This window comes from Nitrobacter sp. TKz-YC01 (genome assembly GCF_047824785.1).
Lineage (GTDB): Bacteria > Pseudomonadota > Alphaproteobacteria > Rhizobiales > Xanthobacteraceae > Nitrobacter.
Genome location: NZ_CP181167.1, coordinates 2,370,840 through 2,394,251 on the forward strand (window position 1 = coordinate 2,370,840; position 23,412 = coordinate 2,394,251).

The following is a 23,412-nucleotide window of genomic DNA, read 5'->3' on the forward strand; positions in this document are numbered from 1 at the left end:
GCTTCATGGAAAAGGTGAAAGACTCTACCTTCATGTTTTGACGCGTCTTCCTCAGGCGAACCGGCATCCATCCCCGGCTCAAAGTCCGGCCGCAAGTCAAGGCGGCTCGTCAGTGCACCGTCATCCAGGCCCGTGCATCGCGTTGCGCCATGACGATCTCGGTCTCGGACATCAGAGCGGCAACCTCGCGGCGCATCGCGGCCGCTTCAGCGTGCCCCTTGAGGGCGGCAAGGTTGAACCATTTATGCGCGGCCACCAGATCGACCAGACCGGCGCGACCGCTCGCCCAGTACAGCCCCCGCTCGAAAAGAATATCCTGAATTGCGTCAGCGCTTACCGGCACCGCCGTCTCGAAATCGATCTGCCCCTGAAACATCCCTCTGTTCCCCTTTTTTTGCCGCCCTGCTTCGAGTGCGGCCCATCCACCTGTCAGCGCCCCGCTGGATCCAACCGCCGTTCGCCGGCGTGCCGTCCAGACACACGGATCATGAAGGTGAAATTTGAAGAGCAGTTTAAGTATCGCGATGAATCGAACGTGAACGTCATCGGCGGATAGCGACCACTTCGGATCAAAAAACCCTTATATGACAAAGGCTTTCGCCGTCTCGCACGATTCGGTTTACCGTGAGATTTGGCAGACCGCTAACCATCGCTGGAGCATCGGACCCGAAAGTGGGAACCGGTTTCGGGATAAATCCGATGCTCAATCAATTAACTGGAGCGACGGCGCTGATTCCATTTGATCGGCCGCCGATCTGGAGTCTTCCACCGCTTCATGGAAACGGTGAAAGACTCCATCTTTATGTTTTGACGCGTTTTCTTCACGCGAACCGGATTCCGCTTCGCTCGAAAACGCTATAAAGCCCGGATCCAGACGCGCGTGCGCGAAGGCGCTGCCGGGACGATGCCGTCAAGCATCACCACGATCCGCAAGCCTTCCAGCGGCCGCTCTGTTGGCAGAATGACAGGAAATGGCGACGCGAGCGCTATAACGTCTTCGCGCGAAGCATGTCCCCGGACTCGACTCCGGAGGTCAGCATACCGGTTCACGCGAAGAAAACGCGTCAAATCAAAATCCGGCAGCGCGCCTCTGATTTGATCAGAAGCGAAGAAAGCTTGATGGCCGAGCCAGCGGCAGGACGAGGGCGTCGGTGAACACGTCAGGACCAACTCTCACCGCAGCCTGGGCCGCCAGTGATCGCGGACTTGATATCCGCGTCGAGGAAGACCGGCGACGAGACTCATCGCGATCTTCCTTCGGACCGGTTGTCGAGGAGAAATTCCGAAACAACGATCCGACCGTTTGACCTGATGTCTCGCCGACACCCTCTCTCGTCGTCGTAGCCCGAACTGAAATCTGCCTGGAAGCAAACTGCCTCGGCTCCAACGACGTCGCCGGCATCAAGCCGCCGGCGATTCCAAGCGAACTTACTTCTTCTTCTTGGCGACCTTCTTGGCGACCTTGCGGGTCTTCTTCGCTGTCTTCTTCACCGCGCTCTTCGTCTTCTTCACCTTCTTCGTCGTCTTCGCCTTGGCTTTCGCCTTCTTCGCCTTCTTGGCCATGTTGCCCTCCAGAGTGAGATGGCTTCGTCGCTGCATGCATTCGGGAATCGAAATGCACATCTTTCGAATACACCAACATCAAAAAAAAAACAGTGTCCCGCTTAAGGAAGTGTTGACATCTCACAGCGGCCCGACAGTGGCGCGCACCAAGGTTATACGGGGACTCGTGGATGGACGATGCGGGCAAGCCGAGGGAAACTCAGGCAGGAGTTTTTCAGGATTTCAAATAATGGCTGCGCTGCAACGATATTCTTGATTCAGCAAACTGACGGCTGATGCGCGGCACGCATCACTCCGACCGGCACGTCCAGTAAAATCGATACAGGTGCGGACTCCGAGTCCTGACTTTTGGCAATGAAAATATTTTCGCCGATAACTTTGGAAGGCGCCTTCAGCGCCCGCTACGGCGCATGTTTTCGCAAGTCGTGGAATCTGATTCGCGAAAACTGATTCAGCTTTCCCACTCCGCCGGCCGCCATCCGCATGACCGATGTACGCTTGAGCAACCGCAATTCAATGATGAAGCAGCTTGATGGTTATCCCTCTGCCCGTGCAGCGTCCGTCGAAAACCATCCGCGTCAAAAACCATTCGCCAGGCAACGAGGCGGCCGGCGCGTCGATGCCGTCAAAGCGAGGGATGCAGCCGCGCGTGAGTTGAACCGGCGGCCGAAGGTTACAGACCAAGCCTGGTCTTGAGCAGCTCGTTCACCGCTTGCGGATTGACCTTGCCGCCGGACGCTTTCATCACCTGACCGACGAACCAGCCGATCATCTGCGGCTTGTCGCGGACCTGCGCGGCCTTATCCGGGTTGGCCGCGACGATGTCGTCAACCACCTTCTCGATCGCGCCCATGTCGGTGACCTGCCTCATCCCGCGAGCCTCGACCAGCACCCGTGGATCGCCGCCTTCGGTCCAGACGATCTCGAACAGATCCTTGGCGATCTTGCCGGAGATGGTCCCCTCGCCGATCAGGTCGATGATCGCCGCGAGCTGGGACGCCGATACCGGCGACGCCTCGATGCTCACGCCCTCTTTGTTGAGCCGCCCGAACAGTTCGTTGATCACCCAGTTGGCGGCAACCTTCCCATCCCGTCGCGCGTTCGCAAGACCGGCCAGGACCGACTCGTAGAAGTTGGCGCTCTCATGCTCGCTGACCAGCACGGTGGCGTCATACGGCGTCAGGCCGAGATCCGCGATGAAGCGTTGCTTCTTCTGATCCGGCAACTCCGGCAGGCCGGTCTTCAGCGCATCGACGAAGGATTGCGAAAACTCCAGCGGCAGCAGGTCGGGATCCGGGAAATAGCGGTAGTCGTGCGCTTCCTCCTTGGAGCGCATCGCGCGGGTCTCGCCTTTATCGGGATCGAACAACCGCGTTTCCTGATCGATGCTGCCGCCGTCCTCAAGAATGCCGATCTGCCGGCGCGCTTCGTATTCGATCGCCTGACCGATGAAGCGGATGGAATTGACGTTCTTGATCTCGCAGCGCGTGCCGAAGGGCTCGCCCGGCTGGCGCACCGAGACGTTGACGTCGGCCCGGAGGTTGCCTTTCTCCATATCGCCGTCACAGGTGCCGAGATAGCGCAGGATCGTCCGCAGTTTGGTCACGTAGGCCCTGGCCTGTTCGGATGAGCGCATGTCGGGCCTGGATACGATTTCCATCAACGCCACGCCGGAGCGGTTCAGGTCGATCGCGCTCATGTCCGCGTGCTGATCGTGCAGGGACTTGCCGGCGTCCTGTTCGAGGTGGAGACGCTCGATCCCGACCACGAAGCTTGTGCCGTCGGCAAGATCGACCACGACCTCACCCTCGCCGACGATCGGCGACTTGTATTGGCTGATCTGATAGCCCTGCGGCAGATCGGGATAGAAATAGTTCTTGCGGTCGAACACCGAACGCAGGTTGATCCTGGCGTTCAGTCCCAGGCCGGTCCGCACCGCCTGGCGAACGCACTCCTCATTGATGACCGGCAGCATTCCCGGCATCGCCGCGTCGACCAGCGAGACGTGGCTGTTGGGATCGCCGCCGAAGGCGGTCGAGGCGCCCGAAAACAGCTTCGCGTTGGAGGTGACCTGGGCGTGGACTTCGATCCCGATCACCATCTCCCACTCGCCGGTTGCGCCTTTGATCAGATGGGACGGTTTGACAGGTGCGTTCATGCGCGGTTTTTACTCCGGGGCTCACGATTGGGAAACCCATCTTTTATGTGCGAGGTCCACGCTCGCTTACATGCGTCCGGCAAACATGCGAAACGCGGAGTTTGCCCGCAATGCGTCGCGGCCTGCCGCGATCACCTCGTCCACCTGCTGCGGAGGCAAGCGGAATCGGGTCGGAACGGTCTCAAGGCGAGCGGCGCGCGCGGGATCGAGTTGGTCGAAGCCGACCCGGCCGACAAAAAATTTAAGATCGTGACAGTTCCAGCCCGGACGCGCCCCGTAACGCGCGCGCTCCGCCGCCGACAGACCACAACGCCAACGGATCAGCGCCGCCTGCCAGTCGCCCATGGTGCGCTCGAAGGCCGTAAAACCCGCGCCGACGCTGGCATCGATCGCGGTATCCGCCGCCGCCTTGACCAGATCAGCGCCGCTGGGACCTTCAATGGTATTGATCCAGTTGCCTGAAAGGCCGGTCCTGGCGTCCACGACCACAACAAGTCCGCGCCGGATTTTGACGGCCTGCTGGGGTGACAGCGGTTCATAGGGCGCGCGCGCCGATAGCAGCGAGATGGTGAAACCGGACAGGCCGTAGTTGTCAACGAGACCGCCGTCGAGCAGCTTGATGTAGGGAATTTCGCCATCGTGATAGCGGCTGATGGCTTTCGCGAACGCGCTCAGCATCGGCGGCGCATTGCGGTTGTCCCGCGCCTTCACGATCCAATCCGGGAGCGGATCCTTGCATCGACCGGGAAAGGTCTGAATCACCACCGGCGCGAACGCGACAGGCACCGCCGCCGACGCCGCCACCGCGTTCGCCAGCGGATAGGACGCGAGGTCGCTGCACATCGCACCGAACGCGGTCGCGCCAAAGACAAAGGGCGTGCGATTGTAGATGTCGGAGGCGTTGATCCATACCCGCGGGCGCACCGTCCTTCGCAGATCGGCGAAGGTCGCGCCATGGAACAGGTTGGCGTCGAGCCAGCGCGGCAGCCCGCTGGAGTCGTTGATGCCGCCGGCGAACGCCCTGCCAAGCGTGGCGAGGTTGAGGTCGGTTTGAAGTCCCTCCTCGGCATTGCGCAGAAGAAACTTCTCACGGAAGTCGGCCAGCGCCTCGCGTTTGCGCAACCCGAAATAGGCGGCGGTCACCGACCCTCCGGACACCCCGGAAATGAAATCGATCCGGTCGATCATTGATGCGCCACCGCCGCGCACCGGCGTCCGCGCCAGTTCTTCCAGCACGCCGAAGGAAAAGGCCGCCGCCCGCGTGCCGCCGCCTGAAAACGACAGCACCACCAGACTGTCGTCAGTGGCGACCCGTTCTTCGAAGTTCTCGCGGAGCTGGCCTACGAGGTCGGCGCTGCTGCCCGGCTGGTTGACGGGTGCATTCTGGATCGACGCGCAACCGAGCAGCAACGCGCATAGTCCGATGACAGCAAATGCTGAACGCATGGTCGTGAAGTAGCCCCGCCAATCGCGCGCCGACTATGGTTCGTGGCGGGGCGAATGGCAATCATCCCGACGACCTATCTATGGTCGTGGTCAACGCCGTCGCCGGCTCAGCATGTTGGGCGGCGACCAAGTCGGCGGGCAGCCGCACCGCCAAACTCGGTTAGAGCGGCGGCCGATCAAATGGAATCAGCGGCGCCGCTCCAGTTAATTGATTGAGCATCGGATTTATCCCGAAACCGGTTCCCACTTTCGGGTCCGATGCTCTAGCCGTTACCGCCGCCAAGCAATTCCGCGACGATCTGGCTCCACTCGTCTTCGGACGAGCCTTTTCCAAAAGGCTTGTCGGCGCGGCGGTACCAGTAAGCAGCGTTGCCGATCTCGCGGCCATCAAGCCTGTGCAGGTAGGCGTGAACCCACGCGGCCTCCGGCCCCACCACCGGCTGCACGATGACATGCGCCTTGTTCCAGTCGCCCTTGGCGGCCCACCACAAGGCCGCAAGCGGCACCGAAACGCCCTGCGGCGGCTCGGCGTTCGCCAGGCTGGCTTTGAAATCATCCGGCGTCACCACCACACCTCCGGCGTAAAGCGTCCGGCAGCCTGCTCGATCACCTCACCAAGCGAAATGACCGCCTCCTCGTCGAACGGACGGCCGATCAGTTGCAGCCCGAGGGGAAGCCCCTGAGCATCCTTGCCCGCGGGCACGGCAATGCCCGGCAAACCGGCCATGTTCGCCGTCACCGTGAAGATGTCGTTGAGATACATCTCAATCGGATCGGAATCAGTCTTCTCGCCGATGCCGAAGGCGGCGGACGGTGTCGCCGGAGTGAGGATCGCGTCGACCCCCGCCGCATAGCAATCCTCGAAGTCCTTCTTGATCAAGGTGCGAACCTTCTGTGCGCGCAGGTAATACGCATCGTAATAACCAGCGGACAAAACATAGGTTCCGATCATGATACGGCGGCGGACTTCCGCGCCAAAGCCTTTCGCCCGGGTGTTCTCGTACATCTCCACGATATTGCGTCCATCGGCGCGCGCGCCGTAACGGACGCCATCATAGCGCGCGAGGTTGGACGACGCCTCAGCCGGCGCGACGATGTAGTAAGCAGGCAGCGCGTATTTCGTGTGGGGCAGCGATACTTCCACCAGTTCGGCGCCCGCCGCTTTCAGCCAATCGGCGCCCTGCGACCACAGCCTCTCGATTTCAGCAGGCATCCCGTCCAGCCGGTACTCCCTGGGAAGACCGATCTTCATTCCCTTGACGGATTTGCCGACCGCGGCCTCATAGTCGGGTACGGCACGATCGACCGACGTCGTGTCCTTCGGATCGTGGCCGGCCATCGAGCGCATCAGAATTGCCGCGTCGCGCACCGTGCGTGCGATCGGCCCGGCCTGATCGAGCGAGGACGCAAACGCGACAGTGCCCCAGCGGGAGCAACGTCCGTATGTAGGCTTGAGGCCGACCGTGCCGGTGAAGGCGGCGGGCTGGCGGATCGAGCCGCCGGTATCGGTCGCGGTTGCGCCGAGACAGAGTCCGGCCGCCACCGCCGAGGCCGAGCCGCCGGATGAACCGCCGGGCACCAGTTTTACATCGGAGCCCTGCCGCCGCCAGGGATTGACCACCGGCCCGAAGCAGGAGGTCTCGTTCGACGATCCCATCGCGAACTCATCATTGTTGAGCTTGCCGAGCATCACCGCGCCGTCGCGCCAGAGCTGTGAGGTCACGGTGGACTCATAGGGCGGCTTGAAATCACCGAGAATGCGCGAACACGCCGTGGTCCGCGTGCCTTCCGTCGCGAACAGGTCCTTCACGCCGAGCGGAAGACCGTTGAGCGGGCCGCCCTCGCCTTTGGCGATCCGCTCGTCCGCCTGGCGCGCCATCGCCCTCGCCTGCTCCGGCGTCTCCAGCACATAGGCGTTCAGCACACGCGCCCGCGCCATCGCCGCGAGATGCGCGTCGGTCAACTCCAGCGCGGTGAAGGATTTACGCGCGAGACCGTCACGCGCCTCGGCCAGCGTGAGCGAGGTCAGGTCTGTCATCTATCAACCGCGCTGCAAAAAAAGGGCGACAGCGTCCTGTCGTTCCGGGGATCATCGGCAGGCGCCGCATCGACCGCGTGGAGCATGTCGAGAACGGCGTTCGCCGCCTCGTCGGGATCGGCGGTTCGGCCCTGACGTTCCATGGCGTCGAGGTAGTCCATATAGGCTCGATAAGCCTTTTCATCGCCGCAGAGCAGACACATCAAATCAAAACCTGTTATTCGACAACCTTCGGCACCAGAAAGAAGCGGTCATGCGTCACCGGCGCGTTGGCGACGATCCTGTCCGCGATCTCGCCGTCATTCACCACGTCGGTCCGCATTTTCATCGCCATCGGCGTCACGGACGTCATCGGCTCGACACCTTCGACGTTCACTTCCTGCAACTGCTCGACGAAGGCCAGAATCGCATTCAATTCGTCCTGCAGATGGGGCACCTCGGCGTCATCGACCGCTATGCGCGCCAGATGCGCGATGCGGCGGACGGTAGCGGCATCAACGGACATATTGTAAGCCCCCGCAGGCTCTATCGTAGGCATTGTCGCCTGACAGGCGTTATAGCGTTTTCGAGCGAAGTGGATACCGGTTCGCGTGAAGAAAACGCGTCAGAACAAAAACATTGAATCTTTCACCGTTTCCTTGATCGGTGAAAGATTCCTATAGCAGACCCGGCTTTCGCACCGCAACCATTCGTAGTGGAAAGGGGTTGCCCAAGCAGACCCGCGTCCCTTTGCCCGGCCTGTCCCGCGCATGATATGGGGAGCCATGCCCGCATCCGTCCTCCCGTTGGTCGAAGCCGCCGCGCATTGGCCCGCGCGCGGAGCGCTCGTCGGATTAGACCTCGGCACCAAGACCATCGGCGTCGCGGTGTCCGATCCCGATCGCCGCCTCGCCACCGGAGTCGAAACCATCCGGCGCAAGACGTTCACGGCGGATGCCGCACGGCTTCTCGCCATTGCGGGCGAACGCCGCGCGGCTGGCTTCATCCTTGGATTGCCGATCAACATGGACGGCAGCGAAGGACCGCGCGCGCAATCGACCCGTGCTTTTGCGCGCAATCTGGCCAAACTCACCGATCTCGCCATCGGGCTGTGGGACGAGCGGATGTCGACGGCGGCTGTCGAACGCGAATTGATCGGGCTGGACATGAGTCGCGCAAGGCGCGCCAAAGTCATCGATGAACACGCCGCGATCTTTATTCTGCAGGGCGCGCTGGACCGGCTAGCGACGCAGCGGCGAACGTCCGGGCCCGGATGATCACGGCGAACCGGCGAGCCATAACGTTTGCAGCGTCGCCGCGAGGTTGTTGAATCCGTGCAGGATCACGGTCGGCCAGATCGAACCGCTGAGGTACCGGAGATAGCCGAACAGCAATCCGATCGAGAAGATCTGTCCGAAGAAGAACCAGTCATATTGGAGATGCATCGCGGTCCACACCAGCGATGACAGCACGATCGCACCGATGGGACGCAGGAAAGATTCCGACCAGCCGCGATACAGGAATCCGCGCGCCAGGAGTTCCTCGCTGACCGGCGCCACGACGCAGAATGAAATCACCAGAAGCCACAGCGCGCCGTCGGCGCGGGCCGACTTTGCCACATCGACCATGAAGGCGGGCGAGCTTTCGTGTCCCACCGCATTGGATATCCCCTCCCATCCGGTGACGAGCACGACCATGGCGGCAATGCCGAGCAGCAGGTGACGCCAGGAAGCCCGGCGCAACGCGAGATAATCGGCGAACGGCACCCCCGAGAGCCGGACCGCGATCCACAGTGCGAGCAGGACCGCCGGCAGCCCCGTGACCACCGACAGCGCGACCGTCAGGCCGCTTTCAGCCTGTTCCGCGACCTCGTCAAAACTGAACGGCGCGTCATCAGTGATCACGAAATAGGCAAGGACGGATAGCTGCCCCGCGAACATCGCGGCGAACACCACGAGCCCCCACAGGCTGGTGCCGATGAATTTCCAGGCTTGCGGGGGACGCGGCTGCGGAGGCAGCGGCGGCGGCGCCACAGCAGAAGACACGGGCGCTTCAGCGGAAGTCATCGACATTCCCTTTCGTCATGGCCAGCCTTGTGCCGGGTATCCACATCATGCAGCCTCGCAATAGAAAGACGTGGATGGCCGGGACGAGGCCCGACCATGACGCCCCATATTCCTTATTCCTTGTCGGAATCGCAGCCGGCGCTCACGGCAGCGCCCGCTCAAGCAGATCGCGGCTCTGGGCGACAGACAGTTCGGCCGTTCCGAACATGCTCCCGTGGGGGCGACCGAGCCGCGTCGCCGCAAACAGCGCCGCCTGATCCGGCGCGGTGCGGCTGAGCGCGGCGGCCGCGGCCAGTTGCGCCAGCGTTTCCACCGCCTGGCGCGCGTCGCGCTCGCCGTCAGGCCGACGGAACGTTCTTGCGAGAAAAGCCACCGCTTCCGCCGCACCCGGCAAATCCCTGGTGTCCGCCGCGAAGTCCTCAAGCACGGCGACGGCGGCCTCCCCGTCGCGGGCCAACACCCGCAGCACGTCGAGGCACATCACATTCCCGGAGCCTTCCCAGATCGCGTTCACCGGCGCCTCGCGATAGTGCCGGGCCAGAATGCCCTCCTCGACATAACCGTTTCCCCCCAGGCACTCCATCGCCTCGTAAAGAAGGCCCGGCGCGCTCTTGCAGATCCAGTATTTCACGGCGGGCGTCAAAAGCCGCATCCAGGCAGCCGCCTTCGGGTCGGACGGCGCTTCATCGAAGGCACGGCACAGGCGCATCACCAGCGCCACCGACGCCTCCACCTGCAACGCCATATCGGCAAGAACCGCCTGCATCAACGGCTGATCGGCCAGACGCTTCTGAAATACGCTGCGATGGCGCGCGTGATGCAGCGCATGCGCCAGCCCCGAGCGCATCAGGCCGGCCGAGGCGATGGCGCAATCCTGCCGCGTCAATTGCACCATCTGAAGGATGGCGCGGACGCCCTTGCCTTCGTCACCGACGCGCCGGGCATAGGCTTCGACGAATTCCACCTCGACCGATGCGTTGGAGCGGTTGCCGAGCTTGTCCTTCAGCCGCTGGAGATGAATCGCGTTGACCGATCCGTCCGGACGGAAGCGCGGCATGAAGAAGCATGTCAGTCCGCCATCGGCCTGCGCCAGCACCAGAAACGCGTCGCACATCGGCGCGGACATGAACCATTTGTGGCCGGTGATACGATAGGCGTCGCCATCACGTACGGCGCGGGTCTGGTTGGCGCGCACGTCGGTGCCGCCCTGCTTCTCGGTCATGCCCATGCCGAGCGTCATGCCGCGCTTGGTCCGCCACAGCGCGAACGACGGATCGTAGCTGCGGGTCGCGATCACCGGCATCGTCTCCGCCAGCAGGTCGGGCTGCGCCGCGAGCGTCGCCACTGACGCGCGGGTCATGGTGATCGGGCAGAGATGTCCGGTCTCGACCTGCGCGGCCATGTAGAATTTCGCCGCGCGCACCACTTCCGCCGCGCCGGCCGCGGGCCTGCCGTCGGCTGTCCAGGTGGAATTGTGGAGGCCGGCATGAATGCCGTGCGCCATCAGTTCATGATAGGAGGGATGAAATTCGACCTCGTCGCGCCTGTTGCCGCGCGCATCGAAGATTCGCGGCTTCGGCGGATTTTCGTTGGCGAGACGTCCGCGCGCGGCCATCGCCGCCGAACCCCAGTGCTTTCCGAATTCGGACAGTTCGCCCGACGCCGCCTGGCCGCCGTTCGCCGCCACCGCCTCCGCCAGCGGGCGGTCGAGCGTGAACAGATCGACGTCCTCGAACGGCGGCGACTGGTTGAAGACCTCGTGCGTCATGAAGGGCTGCGTCATGAACCGCCTCCGCCGGCGCTGATATCCATGTGACTTTATGCCCGAACAGCGGCCAGATCACGCCGGCGATCCGGCCTTCGTTTACCGTGATCTCCCTTCGGCGGGGGAAAACCCGCCTGCGCGCTGTTCGGCCTTGCTCCCATGGACGAGTGTGCCTATAGCTCTGGCTTTAATGACATCGTCCGCCAAATCGAGCTTTGTCCTAGGCCACCGGCATCTGCTGGGCATCGAGGGCCTTTCCGTCGCCGATATTACCGGCCTTCTCGATCTTTCCGAAGAATATGTCGAACTGAACCGCCAGGTGGACAAGAAACGCGCCTCCTTGCGGGGTCTCACCCAGGTCAACCTGTTCTTCGAGGCTTCGACCCGCACCCAGTCATCATTCGAGATCGCCGGCAAGCGGCTCGGCGCCGACGTGATGAATATGTCGGTGTCGTCGCTATCGACCCGCAAGGGCGAAACGCTGGTCGATACCGCGATGACGCTCAACGCCATGCATCCGGACATCCTGGTGATGCGCCATTCAGCCTCCGGCGCGGTGGAGCTTCTGGCGCGCAAGGTCGACGGCTCCGTCATCAACGCCGGCGACGGCTCCCACGAACATCCGACCCAGGCGTTACTGGACGCCCTGACCATCCGCCGCAACAAGGGACGGCTCGACGGACTTCTGGTTGCGATCTGCGGCGACGTTCTCCACTCGCGCGTCGCGCGCTCCAACATCATCCTGCTCAACGCCATGGGGGCGCGCGTCCGCGTCGTTGCGCCCTCCACGCTGCTGCCGCCGGGCATCGAGCGCATGGGCGTCGAGGTCGCCCGCGACATGCGCGAGGGATTGAACGGCGCGGACATCGTGATGATGCTCCGGCTGCAGCGCGAACGGATGAGCGGCTCGTTCGTGCCGTCGAGTTCGGAGTATTTCCACTATTTCGGCCTCGATCAGAAAAAGCTCGCACACGCCAAACCCGACGCGCTGGTCATGCATCCGGGACCGATGAATCGCGGCGTCGAGATCGACTCCATCGTCGCGGACGGCACGCAGTCGCTGATCCGCGAGCAGGTGGAAATGGGCGTGGCGGTGCGGATGGCGGTGCTCGAAGCACTGGCGAGGAACCTGCCGAATGCATGAACCCGACCCTTCCCACCGATCTGCACCGCGAACATTATCGCGCCCTCTCCCCTTGCGGGAGAGGGCTGCTCTCACATCTCGACACGTGACGTCGGGTGAGGGGTATGGCCCCCTCACCCTTCCCGTTCCGTTCAACGGCCCCGCCGCCCTCTCCCGCAAGGGGAGAGGGCATTATCGCTCACGCCCTATGTCGGCGGAAGGTTTGCGAAGGTGCGGCATATGCTGAGCGGTCACCGCCCCATCCTGCTCGCCAACGCCCGCATCGTCGATCCGGCGCGCGATCTCGACGGCCCCGGGGACGTGCTCATCACCGATGGGGTTATTCGCGACGCGCGTAGCGGCATCGGCGCGGCGGGCGCGCCCGAAGGCACGGACATCGTCAACTGCGCGGGCATGATCGTCGCGCCGGGCCTGATCGACATCCGCGCTTTCGTCGGCGAGCCGGGCGCGGGCCATCGCGAAACCTTCGCATCCGCGAGCCGCGCCGCCGCCGCCGGCGGGATCACCACTATTGTCTGCCAGCCCGACACCTCGCCGGTGATCGACAACTCCGCAACCGTCGATTTCGTGCTGCGCCGCGCGCGGGATACCGCGATCGTCAACATTCATCCGATGGCGGCGCTGACCAAGGGCCTTGCCGGCAAGGAGATGACCGAGATCGGCCTCCTGAAGCAGGCCGGCGCGGTCGCGTTCACCGATGGCGCCCGCAGCGTGATGAACGCGCAGGTGATGCGCCGCGCCCTCACCTATGCCCGTGACTTCGACGCGCTGATCGTCCATCACACCGAGGATGCTCATCTCGTCGGCGACGGCGTCATGAACGAGGGCGAACTGTCCTCCCGTCTCGGATTGACGGGTATTCCGGCGGCCGCGGAAGCGGTGATGCTGGAGCGCGACATGCGGCTCGTCGGGCTGACCGGCGGCCGCTACCACGCGGCGTCCCTGACTTGCGCGGAATCGCTCGACATCCTCATGCGGGCGCGCGACGCCGGGCTTCCGGTCACCGCATCCGCGTCGATCAATCATCTGACGCTGAATGAAAATGATATCGGGCCGTACCGCACGTTTCTCAAACTGTCGCCGCCGCTACGCCGCGAGGACGACCGCCGCGCGCTGATCGCGGCGCTGGCGTCGGGCCTGATCGATGTGGTGATGTCCGACCATAACCCGCAGGACGTGGAAACCAAGCGACTGCCGTTCGCGGAAGCCGCCGCCGGCGCAATCGGGCTGGAGACCATGCTGACGGCAGCGCTGCGGCTCGTGCACAACGCGGAGCTCGACTTCAAGACGCTGATCCGGGCCATGTCGACGCGGCCCGCCGAGCTGCTGGGTTTGCCGGGCGGATCGCTGCGACCGGGCGCGCCCGCCGATGTGATCGTGATCGATCCTGACGTGCCGTGGATTCTTGATCCCGCCGATCTCAAATCGCAATGCAAGAATACGCCATTCGACGAATCCCGGTTCTCGGGCCGGGTTGTTCGGACGATCGTCGGCGGACGCACGGTCTTCGAGCACGCCTGACGCGACCGGTTTCGACCGAAGGAAAATTCCATTCGCTCAACGATCACTGCGGAACAAAACCATATGGCCTTCACCTCCGATGCGTCGGAAGGAGGCGCGGTCATGGATGCAATTTTCGAAAGTTTGTCATGGGCGCAAATCTTAGCAGTCGAATGTTGGTGCTCACGGTGGTGTGAATATCTGCCGTGGCGTGACCATGCCGATCTATGGTTTACATCAACGGCATTTGACACTCGGAGCCCTTTTCGATGTTCCCCAACGGCCTGATTGCTTTCGCCTTCGGCTACCTGCTCGGCTCCATTCCGTTCGGCATGATCCTGACGCGGATCGCGGGCACGCAGGATTTGCGCTCGATCGGCTCGGGTAATATCGGCGCGACCAACGTTCTTCGCACCGGACGCCGGGGGCTCGCGGCGGCGACACTTCTGGGCGATATGCTGAAAGGCACGGCCGCCGTCGTGATCGCATTGCTCCTCTCCGGACCGGGCGCTGCGATGGCTGCGGCGCTTGGGGCATTCCTTGGCCATCTGTTTCCGGTGTGGCTCAAGTTTCACGGCGGCAAAGGAGTCGCAACCTATATCGGCGTGCTGCTCGGCCTGTTCTGGCCGGCTGCGCTGGCCTTTTGCGCGATCTGGCTGCTCGTCGCCTTCACGACGCGCTACTCATCCCTGTCGGCGCTGCTCGCCAGCCTCACCACGCCATTGCTTTTGTGGGGTTTCGGGCATCCACAATTCGCGCTGCTGTTTGCAGTGCTAACCGTGCTTTTGTGGTTCAAGCACCGCGAAAACATCCGGCGCCTTATTGCCGGGAGCGAAGGCAGGATCGGCGCGAAGGCATAAGCCGCGTCGGTATCCAGCTCAGGGGGCTGGCGTGGACATCCGAAATCCAGAGAGGCGGCTGAGCGAAACGCAGCGGATCGACTGGCTGCGGCTGATCCGGTCCGATAACGTCGGGCCGCGGACCTTTCGTTCGCTCGTGAACCATTTCGGCAGCGCCAGCGAGGCACTTATCCGGCTGCCCGATCTGGCGCGGCGTGGCGGCGCATCCCGTCCCAGCCGGCTTTGTACGGAAGCCGAGGCGCTGCTCGAACTGGCGGCCGCGCGGCGGATCGGCGTCAGCTTGCTGGCGCCGGGAGAGGCCGGTTACCCCCCGCACCTTGCAACGATCGACGACGCCCCGCCGCTGCTTGGCGTGCGCGGTAACGTCGATGTCATGGAGCGTCCCATGATCGCCATCGTCGGTTCACGCAATGCATCCGGCGCCGGTCACAAGTTCGCGCAAACGCTGGCGCATGATCTCGGCGACGCCGGCTTTGTCATCATATCGGGGCTGGCGCGCGGCATCGATCAGGCGGCGCATCGTGCAAGCGTGGCCCGCGGGACCGTCGCGGTGCTTGCCGGCGGCCACGACCGCATCTATCCGTCAGAGCATGAGGATCTGCTGGCGGCCGTATTGGAAGGCGGCGCCGCGATTTCCGAGATGCCGATGGGGCACGTACCGCGCGCCCGCGATTTTCCGCGGCGCAACCGCCTGATCTCCGGCGCCGCGATCGGCGTTGTCGTGGTCGAGGCAGCGCATCGGTCCGGCTCTCTGATCACCGCCCGCATGGCCGCGGAGCAGGGCCGCGAGGTTTTCGCCGTGCCGGGCTCACCGCTCGATCCGCGCGCCGCCGGCACCAATGATCTCATCAAGCAGGGCGCGACACTGATCACCGAGGCGGCCGACGTCATCAATGCTGTCCGGCCGATTACAAGGCGGCCGGTTGATCTGCCCGCCGAAGAACCGGAGCCCGGTGAGCCCTGGACCGAGGAGCCCGCCGCGGGCGACCGTGCCCGGATCATCGCCTTGCTCGGTCCGGCGCCAATCGGACTCGACGATCTGATTCGGATGGCGAATGCCCCGCCGGCCGTCGCGCGCACGGTGCTGCTTGAACTGGAACTGGCCGGACGGCTGGAACGCCATGGCGGCGGCCTGGTATCAATGATGTGACCGCGATCTGAAAGGCTGTCCGCTCCGATCCGAAGTTACAGCGATCAAGCGGTAGCAATTTGAAAGAGGCTATCGTTCGGGAGCCGGCGGCGGCGCGGACGACGAAGCGGCGGGCTCCGCCGACGGCGAGGCATTGCCTTCGCCTACCTTTGGTGCGGGCGTCACCGCTGGAACGGGGTCGGCGCGCGGCGGCACGGCTTTCGGATCGCCGGAGGCCGGAGCATCGGACGGGATGCTGTCGGGTTTGCCACTCTCCGCCGCGCTGGACTTTCCGGCATCAGATTTGTCAGCGGCAGGTTTGCCGGCTGTTCCGTCTTCGCCGACGCCCGCCTTGTCATTCCCGGATGGAGCAGGATCAGGTTTCGGCGCGGGCGTCACCGCTGGAACGGGATCGGCACGCAGTGGCACAGCCTTGGGTTCACCGGAAGTCGCGGCGTCGGCCGGGGTGCCATCGGGCTTGCCGCTTCCCGCCGCACCGGATTTTCCGGCTTCAGATTTGTCAGCGTCAGGTTTTCCGGCTGTTCCGTCTTTGCCCGCGCTGGACTTGTTGTGAGAGGATGGCACGGAATCAGGCTTCGGCGCGCCCGAACCGGCCGCCTGCGGATTCGTGGCCTGCTCCGCAGCAGGCTGCTTCCCACCGGCCTCGTCCTTGACCGAGTCTTTTCTTGGCGCTTCGTCCTTCGCGGCCTTGTCTTCGGCCTTATCTTCCCTGGCGGGCTCCGGCTTTGAAGCCGCTCCCTTGGGAGTTTTCCCCTGAGCCGCTTCTTCGCTGACGGCTTCGTTTTCCTTAGGCGGCGTCGCGCCGGACGGTTCGGTCTTCGCCGTCTCGGGCTTCACAGCAGCATCGGACGGAGACGCGTCCTGCCCCGCGGCGCCGGCTTTCGTCGCCTCTTCCGGGCTCTGCTTGCCGGGCTTTCTCTTGTTTGCGGGCGTCCGCCGGTCCTTGCCGACCTGAGCCTCGTTCTGCTGCGCGGCGGACTCAGGAGGCTGTGCCGCCTGCGGAAGCGGTTTCCTGCCTTGCCGTTCCACCTGTCTCGGTCCGGTTCTCGGATCACCCGGATGTGACTTCGGCGGCTCGGCGCGCCGCCGCTGATCGGTCGCGCCGTTGGAGATCAAGTAAGCGCTCAACATCCCGGCCATGTCGGGACCGGTGGTGTAATGCTGGCGCAAAAATCCTGGCAGCGATCCAGGCGGCACCGTCCTAAGCAGTCCCCTGGCCCCTTTGTGACAGGCCGCGCAGTTCCCGGAGAACATCTGAGCAGCCGATTTTCCCGCGTCGAGATTTTTCGCTCCCGCATCACCTGCCGCGAAAACGACGGTCACAAGCATCACCGTCGCTAAGCTGAGCGCTCGGCTCGACATTCTCATCCTCCGGGTGCGGAAACTGCGCTTCCATCGCAGCGGCCACGTTTTAGCTCATTGCGCCGCGAATGGAAGCGCCGAGATGGACGCAAAGGATACCGCATCTTCATTTCGGATATCGGCGTGGCGGTCCGGGCACTGGTGAACCGGCCCATGCGTCACTACATCCTCATGGAACCTGGACACCATTCCCGGAGTTACGGGAGTTACGGCGGCTGGAGTCTGTCTCAACTGCGTTGAACCCGATTCAACAGCGTTGAAACAGACCCGTCGCTTATCTTTTGTTTGAGCATGATCTTTCCGAATACCGGTTTCCACTTTTCGGAATCATGCTCCAACGCGAGTCCTCGTGTTGATGGTGGTTTCGATGGACCGTGTATTACGGTTTTTTCTGAACCAGTTTGTCCGGCGCGGCTCGATCACATTCGTAACCGCGAGCGGCCTGACCTTTACCTGCGGCGACGGCACCGGCGAACCCGTTCGCGTGCGGCTGACGACGAGCGAAGTCTCACGCCAGCTTCTGCTCGATCCTGAAATGTCCTTCGGCGAAGCCTACACCGACGGCACGCTGCTGATCGAACGGGGATCGATCGCCGATCTCCTGACGGTCATCCTTGACCAGCCCGACGTCATGCCCAGTTGGGGGAAACTGCAGTGGTGGCTCCGCTATCTCGTCCGCAACATCCAGCAGTTCAACCCACGCGGGCGGTCGAGAAATAACGTCGCGCGCCATTATGACCTCGACGGCAGGCTGTATTCGCTGTTCCTGGATGCGGACAAGCAATACAGTTGCGCGTATTTTGAAACCCCCGACATGACGCTGGACGACGCCCAGCTTGCAAAGAAACGGCATATCGCCGCCAAGCTTCTGCTGGAACGCGGCCACAGCGTCCTTGATATCGGTTCAGGCTGGGGGGGCCTCGGCCTGTATCTTGCGGAAATGACCGGAGCCAGCCTCACCGGCATTACGCTGTCAACCGAACAGTTTCAGGTGTCCAACGCCCGCGCGGTGGAGAAAAAACTGACGCGGTCCGCGAAGTTTCTGCTCCAGGATTATCGCGACATTCCCGGACCGTTCGATCGCATCGTATCTGTCGGAATGTTCGAGCACGTCGGCGTCGACCACTACGATACCTTTTTCAAGCGCTGCGCCGGGCTGCTCGAACCCGACGGCATCATGCTGCTGCATTCGATCGGCCGTTCGGAAGGTCCGGGCATCACCAATCCATGGATCGCGAAGTACATCTTCCCGGGCGGCTACATCCCCGCGCTGTCGGAAGTCCTGCCGGCCATCGAGGGCGCCGGACTGCTGGTCTGCGACATCGAAGTCCTGCGTCTGCACTACGCGGAAACGCTGAAGGCATGGCGCGAGCGCTTCATGGCGCGACGCGAGGAAGCGGTGCGGCTGTACGACGAGCGGTTCGCGCGGATGTGGGAATTTTATCTTGCGGCTTCGGAAATGTCGTTCCGGAAGCAGAATCTGATGAATTTCCAGATTCTGATCACGAAACGGCAAGGCATCGTGCCGATAACGCGCGACTACATCCAGCGCGGGGAAGCAAAGCTGCGCGGTCTTGAGCAAAAACACCGGCCCCGGCTTCAAATCGCGGGCGAATGATGCATGATCAACAGCAGCTTATGCTTCGTGGATCGCGGCTCGACGATGAGTCGGCGGAAAAGGCGCAGCAGGCCGTCAAGTTCGTTGCGCTATCGACTCGAGTTTCATTCGAGGTCATGTGGGAATCGGGCATAAGGGCATGACCTTGCTTCCGCCGTCCACCGGAGCGGCGCTTTATGCGGGGCCCGTATCCCATAAATATAGCGGGGCCGTATCCCGCAAATAATAAGGTCAGAATCCGAAAGCCATGGCTGATTCGAACATCCTGAAGCTTGCGCCTGATGCGACGACGCCAGCCTATCGCACCCCGCCGCATAATCTCGAAGCGGAGCGCGGCCTTCTCGGCGCCATTCTCGTCAACAACGACGCATTCTACCGGGTGTCCGATTTTCTTGAGCCGAAGCATTTCTTCGATCCGATGCATCGGACCTTCTTCGAGACCGCAGGCAGCCTGATCCGCAGCGGCAAGATCGCGACGCCGGTGACGGTCAAGACTTTCGTTCCCGCCGAAACCGACATCGGCGGGATGACCGCAAGCCAGTACCTCGCCCGCCTGGCGGCGGAGGCCACCACGATCATCAACGCCCTGCACTACGGACGCGCCATCTACGAGCAGGCGCTGCGCCGCGACCTGATTCACATCGGCGAGGACATGGTCAACGTCGCCTATGACGCGCCGGTCGATTTCGCGCCGAAGGCGCAGATCGAGGATGCCGAGCGCCGGCTCTACGAACTCGCCGAATCCGGCGGCTATGAAGGCGGCTTCCAGAAATTTTCCCAGGCGATGAAGACCGCGCTCGACATGGCGGCCAACGCCTATCGCCGCGACGGCAAGCTGTCCGGCATCGCGACGGGCCTGCGTGACCTCGACTCGCGAATGGGAGGGTTGCAGCCGTCCGATCTGATCATCGTGGCGGGACGGCCGGGCATGGGCAAGACCGCGCTCGCCACCAACATCGCCTACAACATTGCCAAGGCACATCAGGCGGAGCTTCAGCCCGACGGCACGATGAAGACCGTCAATGGCGGAATCGTGGGCTTCTTCTCCTGCGAAATGTCGGCCGAGCAGCTTGCGACGCGTATTCTCGCCGAGCAGACCAGCATCGCCTCCAGCAATATCCGGCGCGGCGGCATCACCGAACGCGACTTCGAGAAGATCCGCGACCATACCATCGAGCTGGAGCACCTGCCGCTCTTCGTCGACGAGACCGGCGGCCTGTCGATTTCGCAGTTGACGGCGCGCGCCCGACGCCTGAAGCGCCAGAAGGGGCTCGACGTGCTGATCGTCGACTACATCCAGCTTCTGCTCGGCAGCGGCAAGCGCAGCGACAACCGCGTGCAGGAAGTCACCGAGATCACAACCAGCCTGAAAGCGCTGGCGAAGGAACTGAACGTTCCGATCCTCGCGCTGTCGCAACTGTCGCGTCAGGTCGAAAGCCGTGACGACAAGCGTCCGCAACTTTCAGACCTTCGCGAATCCGGTTCGATCGAACAGGACGCCGATGTCGTGATGTTCGTCTTCCGCGAGGAATACTATCTCCAGAACAAGGAGCCGCGGGCGGGTACTCCCGAGCACGAGAAATGGCAGCTCGATATGTCACTGGTGCACGGCAAGGCCGAAGTCATCATCGGCAAGCAGCGGCACGGGCCGACCGGCACCGTCGAATTGCAGTTCGAGGGACAGTTCACGCGCTTCAGTGATCTTGCGCATGACGGTCACCTGCCCGAGCGGATCTAGAGTCTTTCACCGTTTCGTGGAAACGGTGAAAGACTCTATCTTTATGCTTTGACGCGTTTTCTTCACGCGAACCGGATTCCACTTCGCTCGAAAACGCTATAGCCTTACAGACCTTCCAGACAGACCGTTCGCGCGGTTGAACCGCCGTGCGGCCGGGCGTAGCATGCGGCATGAATCTCATGCCTGATTCTAAAGTGAGCGGCATGCCTGCCGATACCGGCGCGGCAGCGTCGGCAACCGGCACCCTCACCGTCGATCTCGACGCCATCGTCGCTAACTGGCGCAAGCTGGAAAAGACCGCCGTGCCGGCCGAATGCGCGGGGGTGGTCAAGGCCGACGCCTATGGCTGCGGCGCCCGGCCCGTGGTGCGCGCGCTGAGCGCCGCCGGATGCAGAACGTTTTTCGTGGCCACGCTCGATGAGGCGCGGGTGGTTCGCGCCGCCGCTTCCTCCGCCGACATCTATGTGCTGGACGGCTTCTTTCAGGATTGCGGTGACGCCTTCGCGACGATCAATTGCCGGCCCGTGATCGGCGATCTCAATGAACTCGCGGAATGGGACGTGTTTTGCCGGCGCACCGGCTGGGCGGGCGGCGCGGCCATTCACATCGACACCGGCATGAATCGCCTGGGTCTCACCCTGGATGAGGCGCAAGGCATCCTTTCAAGGATCAATGCGGGCGATCACGGGATCACGCTGGTGATGAGTCACCTGGCCTGCGCGGAAAGCCTCCACCATCCGCTCAATGCCAGTCAGGTCGCGGCGTTTCGTGAGATCGCCAGACAGTTTTCCGGGGTTCCGGCCTCATTGGCGAATTCGTCCGGCGTTTTTCTCGGGGCCCGATATCAGTTCGACCTGGTGCGTCCGGGCGCCGCGCTCTATGGCGTCAACCCCACGCCGGAAGCCGCCAATCCGATGCAGCCGGTGGTCGAGCTGAAAGCCCGGATCGTGCAGACCCGCTCGATCGACAAAGGTGAAAGCGTCGGCTACGGCGCGACATGGACCGCGCGGCGGCCGACCCGGCTTGCGGTCGTCTCGGCGGGATATGCCGACGGCTATTTCCGCGCCGGCGGCAGCAATGACGGCACGCGCGGAGCCGAGGTCGTTGTCGCTGGAACGCGATGCCCGGTGGCAGGCCGGATTTCCATGGACCTGCTGGCGGTCGACATCACCGACCTGCCGCCCCATGCCGGAGTACGGCGCGGTCATGTGGCGACGCTGATCGGCGAAGGCATCACAGTGGACGAACTCGCTCACCATTTCGGCACCATCGGTTACGAGGTGCTGACCAGCCTCGGCGGCCGCTACCACCGAATCTACAAAGGCGGCCCGGCCGAGCCTCGAACCTGACGCCGATCAATGGCCAAATCCGCCCTCTCCTTCGTCTGCCAGAACTGCGGCGCGGCCTATAACCGCTGGCAGGGCAAGTGCGACGGCTGCGGCGAATGGAATACGCTGGCCGAGGAGGATATCACCGGCGCGACGACGATGCCGGTCAGCGTCCGTTCCAGGCGCAAGGGCCGGCTGTTCACGCTGGAGACGCTGACGGGCAAGACGCAGGATGCGCCGCGCCTGTCTTCCGGCATGGGCGAACTGGATCGCGTGACCGGCGGCGGCTTTGTGCGCGGCTCCGTCCTTCTGGTCGGCGGCGATCCGGGAATCGGCAAATCGACGCTGCTCACGCAGGCGACGAGCCTTTTGGCGCGTGCCGGCCATCGCGCGGTCTATATCTCGGGCGAGGAAGCGGTCGCGCAGGTGCGATTGCGCGCCGAACGCCTCGGGCTTGCCGACGCGCCGGTGCAACTGGCGGCGGAAACCTCGGTTGAGGATATCGTCGCCACCCTGTCCGAAGGCACGGTGCCGCGTCTCGTGGTGATCGACTCGATCCAGACCATGTGGACCGACACCGTGGAATCCGCGCCGGGAACGGTCACGCAGGTGCGCGCCTCGGCGCAGGCGCTGATTCGCTTCGCCAAAAAATCCGGGGCGGCGCTAATCCTGGTGGGCCATGTCACCAAGGACGGCCAGATCGCCGGTCCACGCGTGGTCGAGCACATGGTCGATGCGGTGCTGTCGTTCGAAGGCGAAGGCTCGCAGCAGTTTCGTATTCTGCGCGCGGTGAAGAACCGGTTCGGTCCCACCGACGAGATCGGCGTCTTCGAGATGACGGGACTGGGCCTGCGCGAGGTCTCCAATCCGTCCGAACTGTTTCTGTCGGAGCGCGATCTCGGCAGTCCGGGCACGGCGGTCTTCGCGGGCATCGAGGGCACCCGGCCGGTGCTGGTGGAATTACAGGCGCTGGTGGCGCCGACCTCGCTCGGCACGCCGCGACGCGCGGTCGTCGGCTGGGATTCGAGCCGGCTGTCCATGGTGCTGGCGGTTCTCGAAGCGCATTGCGGGGTCAAGCTTTCCGGGCACGACGTTTATTTCAATGTGGCCGGCGGGCTGCGGATCAACGAGCCGGCCGCCGATCTCGCCGCGGCCGCGGCGCTGGTGTCATCGCTGACAAACGCCCAGCTCCCGACCGACGCGGTCTATTTCGGCGAGATTTCGCTATCCGGCGCGGTCAGGCCGGTGGCGCAAACCCCGGCGCGGCTCAAGGAAGCCGCCAAGCTCGGATTCGGACGTGCCGTACTACCGGAATCGGCGCGCGGAGATATCGGCAGCGATGCCGGTCTTTCCCTCGATACCGTCGCCGGATTGACCACGCTGGTGGCGGATATCGCCGCGCGCGGGCAAGTCCGCCCCGGCAAACGCGCCGACCCGGAGAAAAATGCCACACCCGGCCAAAACCATCGTCAGGGAGGCTAAAGCGGCGTGACGTTGCGGCCTAGCGCCGCTATACATCCCGCGCTAGCCGCAAGGCTTGAGCATGATCCCGAAAAGTAGAAACCGGTTTTCGGAAAAGATCATGCTCAAACAACAAACAAAGGATAAGCGACGAGTCTGATTCAACCCAGTTGAAACAGACTCTAAATGATCTTGTTGTGCGAATACGTCCCTCCGGACGCGCCGCATGCTAGAGC

At 63.3% G+C, this 23,412-nt stretch carries 20 protein-coding genes; 9 read left to right on the top strand and 11 right to left on the bottom strand.

Annotation, left to right across the window (positions count from 1 at the left end; genetic code table 11):
• Positions 1-109: 109 nt before the first annotated feature.
• The 8 genes from ACMYR2_RS11215 to gatC all read right to left on the bottom strand — a co-directional run bounded on the left by ACMYR2_RS11215 (position 110) and on the right by gatC (position 7,710).
• Positions 110-376, bottom strand: coding sequence for a hypothetical protein (locus tag ACMYR2_RS11215; RefSeq protein WP_141384751.1), 267 nt, complete (start codon positions 374-376; stop codon positions 110-112).
• Between the two features lie 1,052 nt (positions 377-1,428).
• A complete protein-coding gene (locus ACMYR2_RS11220; RefSeq protein ID WP_283809250.1) occupies positions 1,429-1,563 on the bottom strand; it encodes a hypothetical protein in 135 nt (44 codons plus the stop codon).
• 673 nt (positions 1,564-2,236) lie between these two features.
• Positions 2,237-3,721: an Asp-tRNA(Asn)/Glu-tRNA(Gln) amidotransferase subunit GatB gene (gene gatB, locus ACMYR2_RS11225; RefSeq protein ID WP_347265141.1), complete on the bottom strand. Its 1,485-nt coding sequence runs from the start codon at positions 3,719-3,721 to the stop codon at positions 2,237-2,239.
• Positions 3,722-3,787: 66 nt separating this feature from the next.
• The gene (locus ACMYR2_RS11230) at positions 3,788-5,167 is read right to left on the bottom strand and encodes a patatin-like phospholipase family protein (protein WP_416192918.1); all 1,380 of its coding nucleotides are present in this window, start codon (positions 5,165-5,167) and stop codon (positions 3,788-3,790) included.
• Positions 5,168-5,430: 263 nt separating this feature from the next.
• The gene (locus ACMYR2_RS11235) at positions 5,431-5,739 is read right to left on the bottom strand and encodes a hypothetical protein (protein ID WP_416192919.1); all 309 of its coding nucleotides are present in this window, start codon (positions 5,737-5,739) and stop codon (positions 5,431-5,433) included.
• Positions 5,730-7,205 (bottom strand): Asp-tRNA(Asn)/Glu-tRNA(Gln) amidotransferase subunit GatA, encoded by a 1,476-nt coding sequence (gene gatA, locus ACMYR2_RS11240; RefSeq protein WP_347263233.1) that lies wholly within the window; start codon positions 7,203-7,205, stop codon positions 5,730-5,732. The genes ACMYR2_RS11235 and gatA overlap by 10 nt, the downstream gene beginning before the upstream one ends.
• Entirely contained in the window at positions 7,202-7,408 is a 207-nt protein-coding gene (locus tag ACMYR2_RS11245) for a hypothetical protein (protein WP_347263232.1), read from the bottom strand. The genes gatA and ACMYR2_RS11245 overlap by 4 nt, the downstream gene beginning before the upstream one ends.
• Before the next feature lie 14 nt (positions 7,409-7,422).
• Positions 7,423-7,710 carry an Asp-tRNA(Asn)/Glu-tRNA(Gln) amidotransferase subunit GatC gene (gene gatC, locus ACMYR2_RS11250; RefSeq protein WP_347263231.1) on the bottom strand — a complete coding sequence of 96 codons (288 nt, stop codon included), beginning with the start codon at positions 7,708-7,710 and terminating at the stop codon, positions 7,423-7,425.
• A gap of 259 nt (positions 7,711-7,969) precedes the next feature.
• On the opposite strand from gatC, the gene ruvX reads away from it, so the two are divergent.
• A complete protein-coding gene (ruvX, locus tag ACMYR2_RS11255) occupies positions 7,970-8,461 on the top strand; it encodes a Holliday junction resolvase RuvX (RefSeq protein ID WP_347263230.1) in 492 nt (163 codons plus the stop codon).
• Here the strand turns inward: ruvX and ACMYR2_RS11260 are convergent, their stop codons facing one another.
• Both ACMYR2_RS11260 and ACMYR2_RS11265 read right to left on the bottom strand, forming a co-directional pair.
• A complete protein-coding gene (locus ACMYR2_RS11260; protein ID WP_416192920.1) occupies positions 8,462-9,250 on the bottom strand; it encodes a lysostaphin resistance A-like protein in 789 nt (262 codons plus the stop codon). It lies immediately after the preceding gene.
• A 142-nt stretch (positions 9,251-9,392) separates the two neighbouring features.
• A complete protein-coding gene (locus tag ACMYR2_RS11265; protein ID WP_347263228.1) occupies positions 9,393-11,033 on the bottom strand; it encodes an acyl-CoA dehydrogenase family protein in 1,641 nt (546 codons plus the stop codon).
• Between the two features lie 172 nt (positions 11,034-11,205).
• On the opposite strand from ACMYR2_RS11265, the gene ACMYR2_RS11270 reads away from it, so the two are divergent.
• The 4 genes from ACMYR2_RS11270 (at position 11,206) to dprA (ending at position 15,669) form a co-directional block, all read left to right on the top strand.
• A complete protein-coding gene (locus ACMYR2_RS11270) occupies positions 11,206-12,159 on the top strand; it encodes an aspartate carbamoyltransferase catalytic subunit (protein ID WP_416192921.1) in 954 nt (317 codons plus the stop codon).
• Between the two features lie 219 nt (positions 12,160-12,378).
• A complete protein-coding gene (locus tag ACMYR2_RS11275) occupies positions 12,379-13,680 on the top strand; it encodes a dihydroorotase (RefSeq protein WP_347263226.1) in 1,302 nt (433 codons plus the stop codon).
• A gap of 248 nt (positions 13,681-13,928) precedes the next feature.
• Entirely contained in the window at positions 13,929-14,519 is a 591-nt protein-coding gene (gene plsY / locus ACMYR2_RS11280) for a glycerol-3-phosphate 1-O-acyltransferase PlsY (RefSeq protein ID WP_347263225.1), read from the top strand.
• Between the two features lie 31 nt (positions 14,520-14,550).
• The gene (dprA, locus tag ACMYR2_RS11285) at positions 14,551-15,669 is read left to right on the top strand and encodes a DNA-processing protein DprA (protein WP_347263224.1); all 1,119 of its coding nucleotides are present in this window, start codon (positions 14,551-14,553) and stop codon (positions 15,667-15,669) included.
• 69 nt (positions 15,670-15,738) lie between these two features.
• Here dprA and ACMYR2_RS11290 read toward each other — a convergent pair whose 3' ends face one another.
• The gene (locus tag ACMYR2_RS11290; RefSeq protein WP_416192922.1) at positions 15,739-17,031 is read right to left on the bottom strand and encodes a hypothetical protein; all 1,293 of its coding nucleotides are present in this window, start codon (positions 17,029-17,031) and stop codon (positions 15,739-15,741) included.
• 367 nt (positions 17,032-17,398) lie between these two features.
• Between ACMYR2_RS11290 and ACMYR2_RS11295 the strand changes: the two genes are divergently transcribed.
• The 4 genes from ACMYR2_RS11295 to radA all read left to right on the top strand — a co-directional run bounded on the left by ACMYR2_RS11295 (position 17,399) and on the right by radA (position 23,197).
• Positions 17,399-18,649, top strand: a complete 1,251-nt coding sequence (locus ACMYR2_RS11295; RefSeq protein ID WP_416192923.1) for a class I SAM-dependent methyltransferase — start codon at positions 17,399-17,401, stop codon at positions 18,647-18,649.
• A 247-nt stretch (positions 18,650-18,896) separates the two neighbouring features.
• Positions 18,897-20,387: a replicative DNA helicase gene (locus ACMYR2_RS11300; protein ID WP_347263221.1), complete on the top strand. Its 1,491-nt coding sequence runs from the start codon at positions 18,897-18,899 to the stop codon at positions 20,385-20,387.
• A 203-nt stretch (positions 20,388-20,590) separates the two neighbouring features.
• Positions 20,591-21,736 carry an alanine racemase gene (gene alr, locus ACMYR2_RS11305; protein WP_416192924.1) on the top strand — a complete coding sequence of 382 codons (1,146 nt, stop codon included), beginning with the start codon at positions 20,591-20,593 and terminating at the stop codon, positions 21,734-21,736.
• A 9-nt stretch (positions 21,737-21,745) separates the two neighbouring features.
• Positions 21,746-23,197: a DNA repair protein RadA gene (gene radA / locus ACMYR2_RS11310; RefSeq protein ID WP_347263219.1), complete on the top strand. Its 1,452-nt coding sequence runs from the start codon at positions 21,746-21,748 to the stop codon at positions 23,195-23,197.
• The last annotated feature ends 215 nt before the right edge of the window (positions 23,198-23,412 follow it).

Excerpts from the sequence above, each read along its gene's own strand:
- ACMYR2_RS11265 (WP_347263228.1), bottom strand. The coding sequence starts at position 11,033 with ATGACGCAGCCCTTCATGACGCACGAGGTCTTCAACCAGTCGCCGCCG.
- ACMYR2_RS11275 (WP_347263226.1), top strand. The coding sequence starts at position 12,379 with ATGCTGAGCGGTCACCGCCCCATCCTGCTCGCCAACGCCCGCATCGTC.
- ACMYR2_RS11230 (WP_416192918.1), bottom strand. The coding sequence starts at position 5,167 with ATGCGTTCAGCATTTGCTGTCATCGGACTATGCGCGTTGCTGCTCGGT.
- ACMYR2_RS11215 (WP_141384751.1), bottom strand. The coding sequence starts at position 376 with ATGTTTCAGGGGCAGATCGATTTCGAGACGGCGGTGCCGGTAAGCGCT.
- ACMYR2_RS11220 (WP_283809250.1), bottom strand. The coding sequence starts at position 1,563 with ATGGCCAAGAAGGCGAAGAAGGCGAAAGCCAAGGCGAAGACGACGAAG.
- ACMYR2_RS11290 (WP_416192922.1), bottom strand. The coding sequence starts at position 17,031 with ATGTCGAGCCGAGCGCTCAGCTTAGCGACGGTGATGCTTGTGACCGTC.
- alr (WP_416192924.1), top strand. The coding sequence starts at position 20,591 with ATGCCTGCCGATACCGGCGCGGCAGCGTCGGCAACCGGCACCCTCACC.
- ACMYR2_RS11295 (WP_416192923.1), top strand. The coding sequence starts at position 17,399 with ATGGACCGTGTATTACGGTTTTTTCTGAACCAGTTTGTCCGGCGCGGC.
- radA (WP_347263219.1), top strand. The coding sequence starts at position 21,746 with ATGGCCAAATCCGCCCTCTCCTTCGTCTGCCAGAACTGCGGCGCGGCC.
- plsY (WP_347263225.1), top strand. The coding sequence starts at position 13,929 with ATGTTCCCCAACGGCCTGATTGCTTTCGCCTTCGGCTACCTGCTCGGC.
- ACMYR2_RS11245 (WP_347263232.1), bottom strand. The coding sequence starts at position 7,408 with ATGTGTCTGCTCTGCGGCGATGAAAAGGCTTATCGAGCCTATATGGAC.
- ruvX (WP_347263230.1), top strand. The coding sequence starts at position 7,970 with ATGCCCGCATCCGTCCTCCCGTTGGTCGAAGCCGCCGCGCATTGGCCC.
- ACMYR2_RS11260 (WP_416192920.1), bottom strand. The coding sequence starts at position 9,250 with ATGACTTCCGCTGAAGCGCCCGTGTCTTCTGCTGTGGCGCCGCCGCCG.
- ACMYR2_RS11270 (WP_416192921.1), top strand. The coding sequence starts at position 11,206 with ATGACATCGTCCGCCAAATCGAGCTTTGTCCTAGGCCACCGGCATCTG.
- gatB (WP_347265141.1), bottom strand. The coding sequence starts at position 3,721 with ATGAACGCACCTGTCAAACCGTCCCATCTGATCAAAGGCGCAACCGGC.
- ACMYR2_RS11300 (WP_347263221.1), top strand. The coding sequence starts at position 18,897 with ATGGCTGATTCGAACATCCTGAAGCTTGCGCCTGATGCGACGACGCCA.
- gatA (WP_347263233.1), bottom strand. The coding sequence starts at position 7,205 with ATGACAGACCTGACCTCGCTCACGCTGGCCGAGGCGCGTGACGGTCTC.
- gatC (WP_347263231.1), bottom strand. The coding sequence starts at position 7,710 with ATGTCCGTTGATGCCGCTACCGTCCGCCGCATCGCGCATCTGGCGCGC.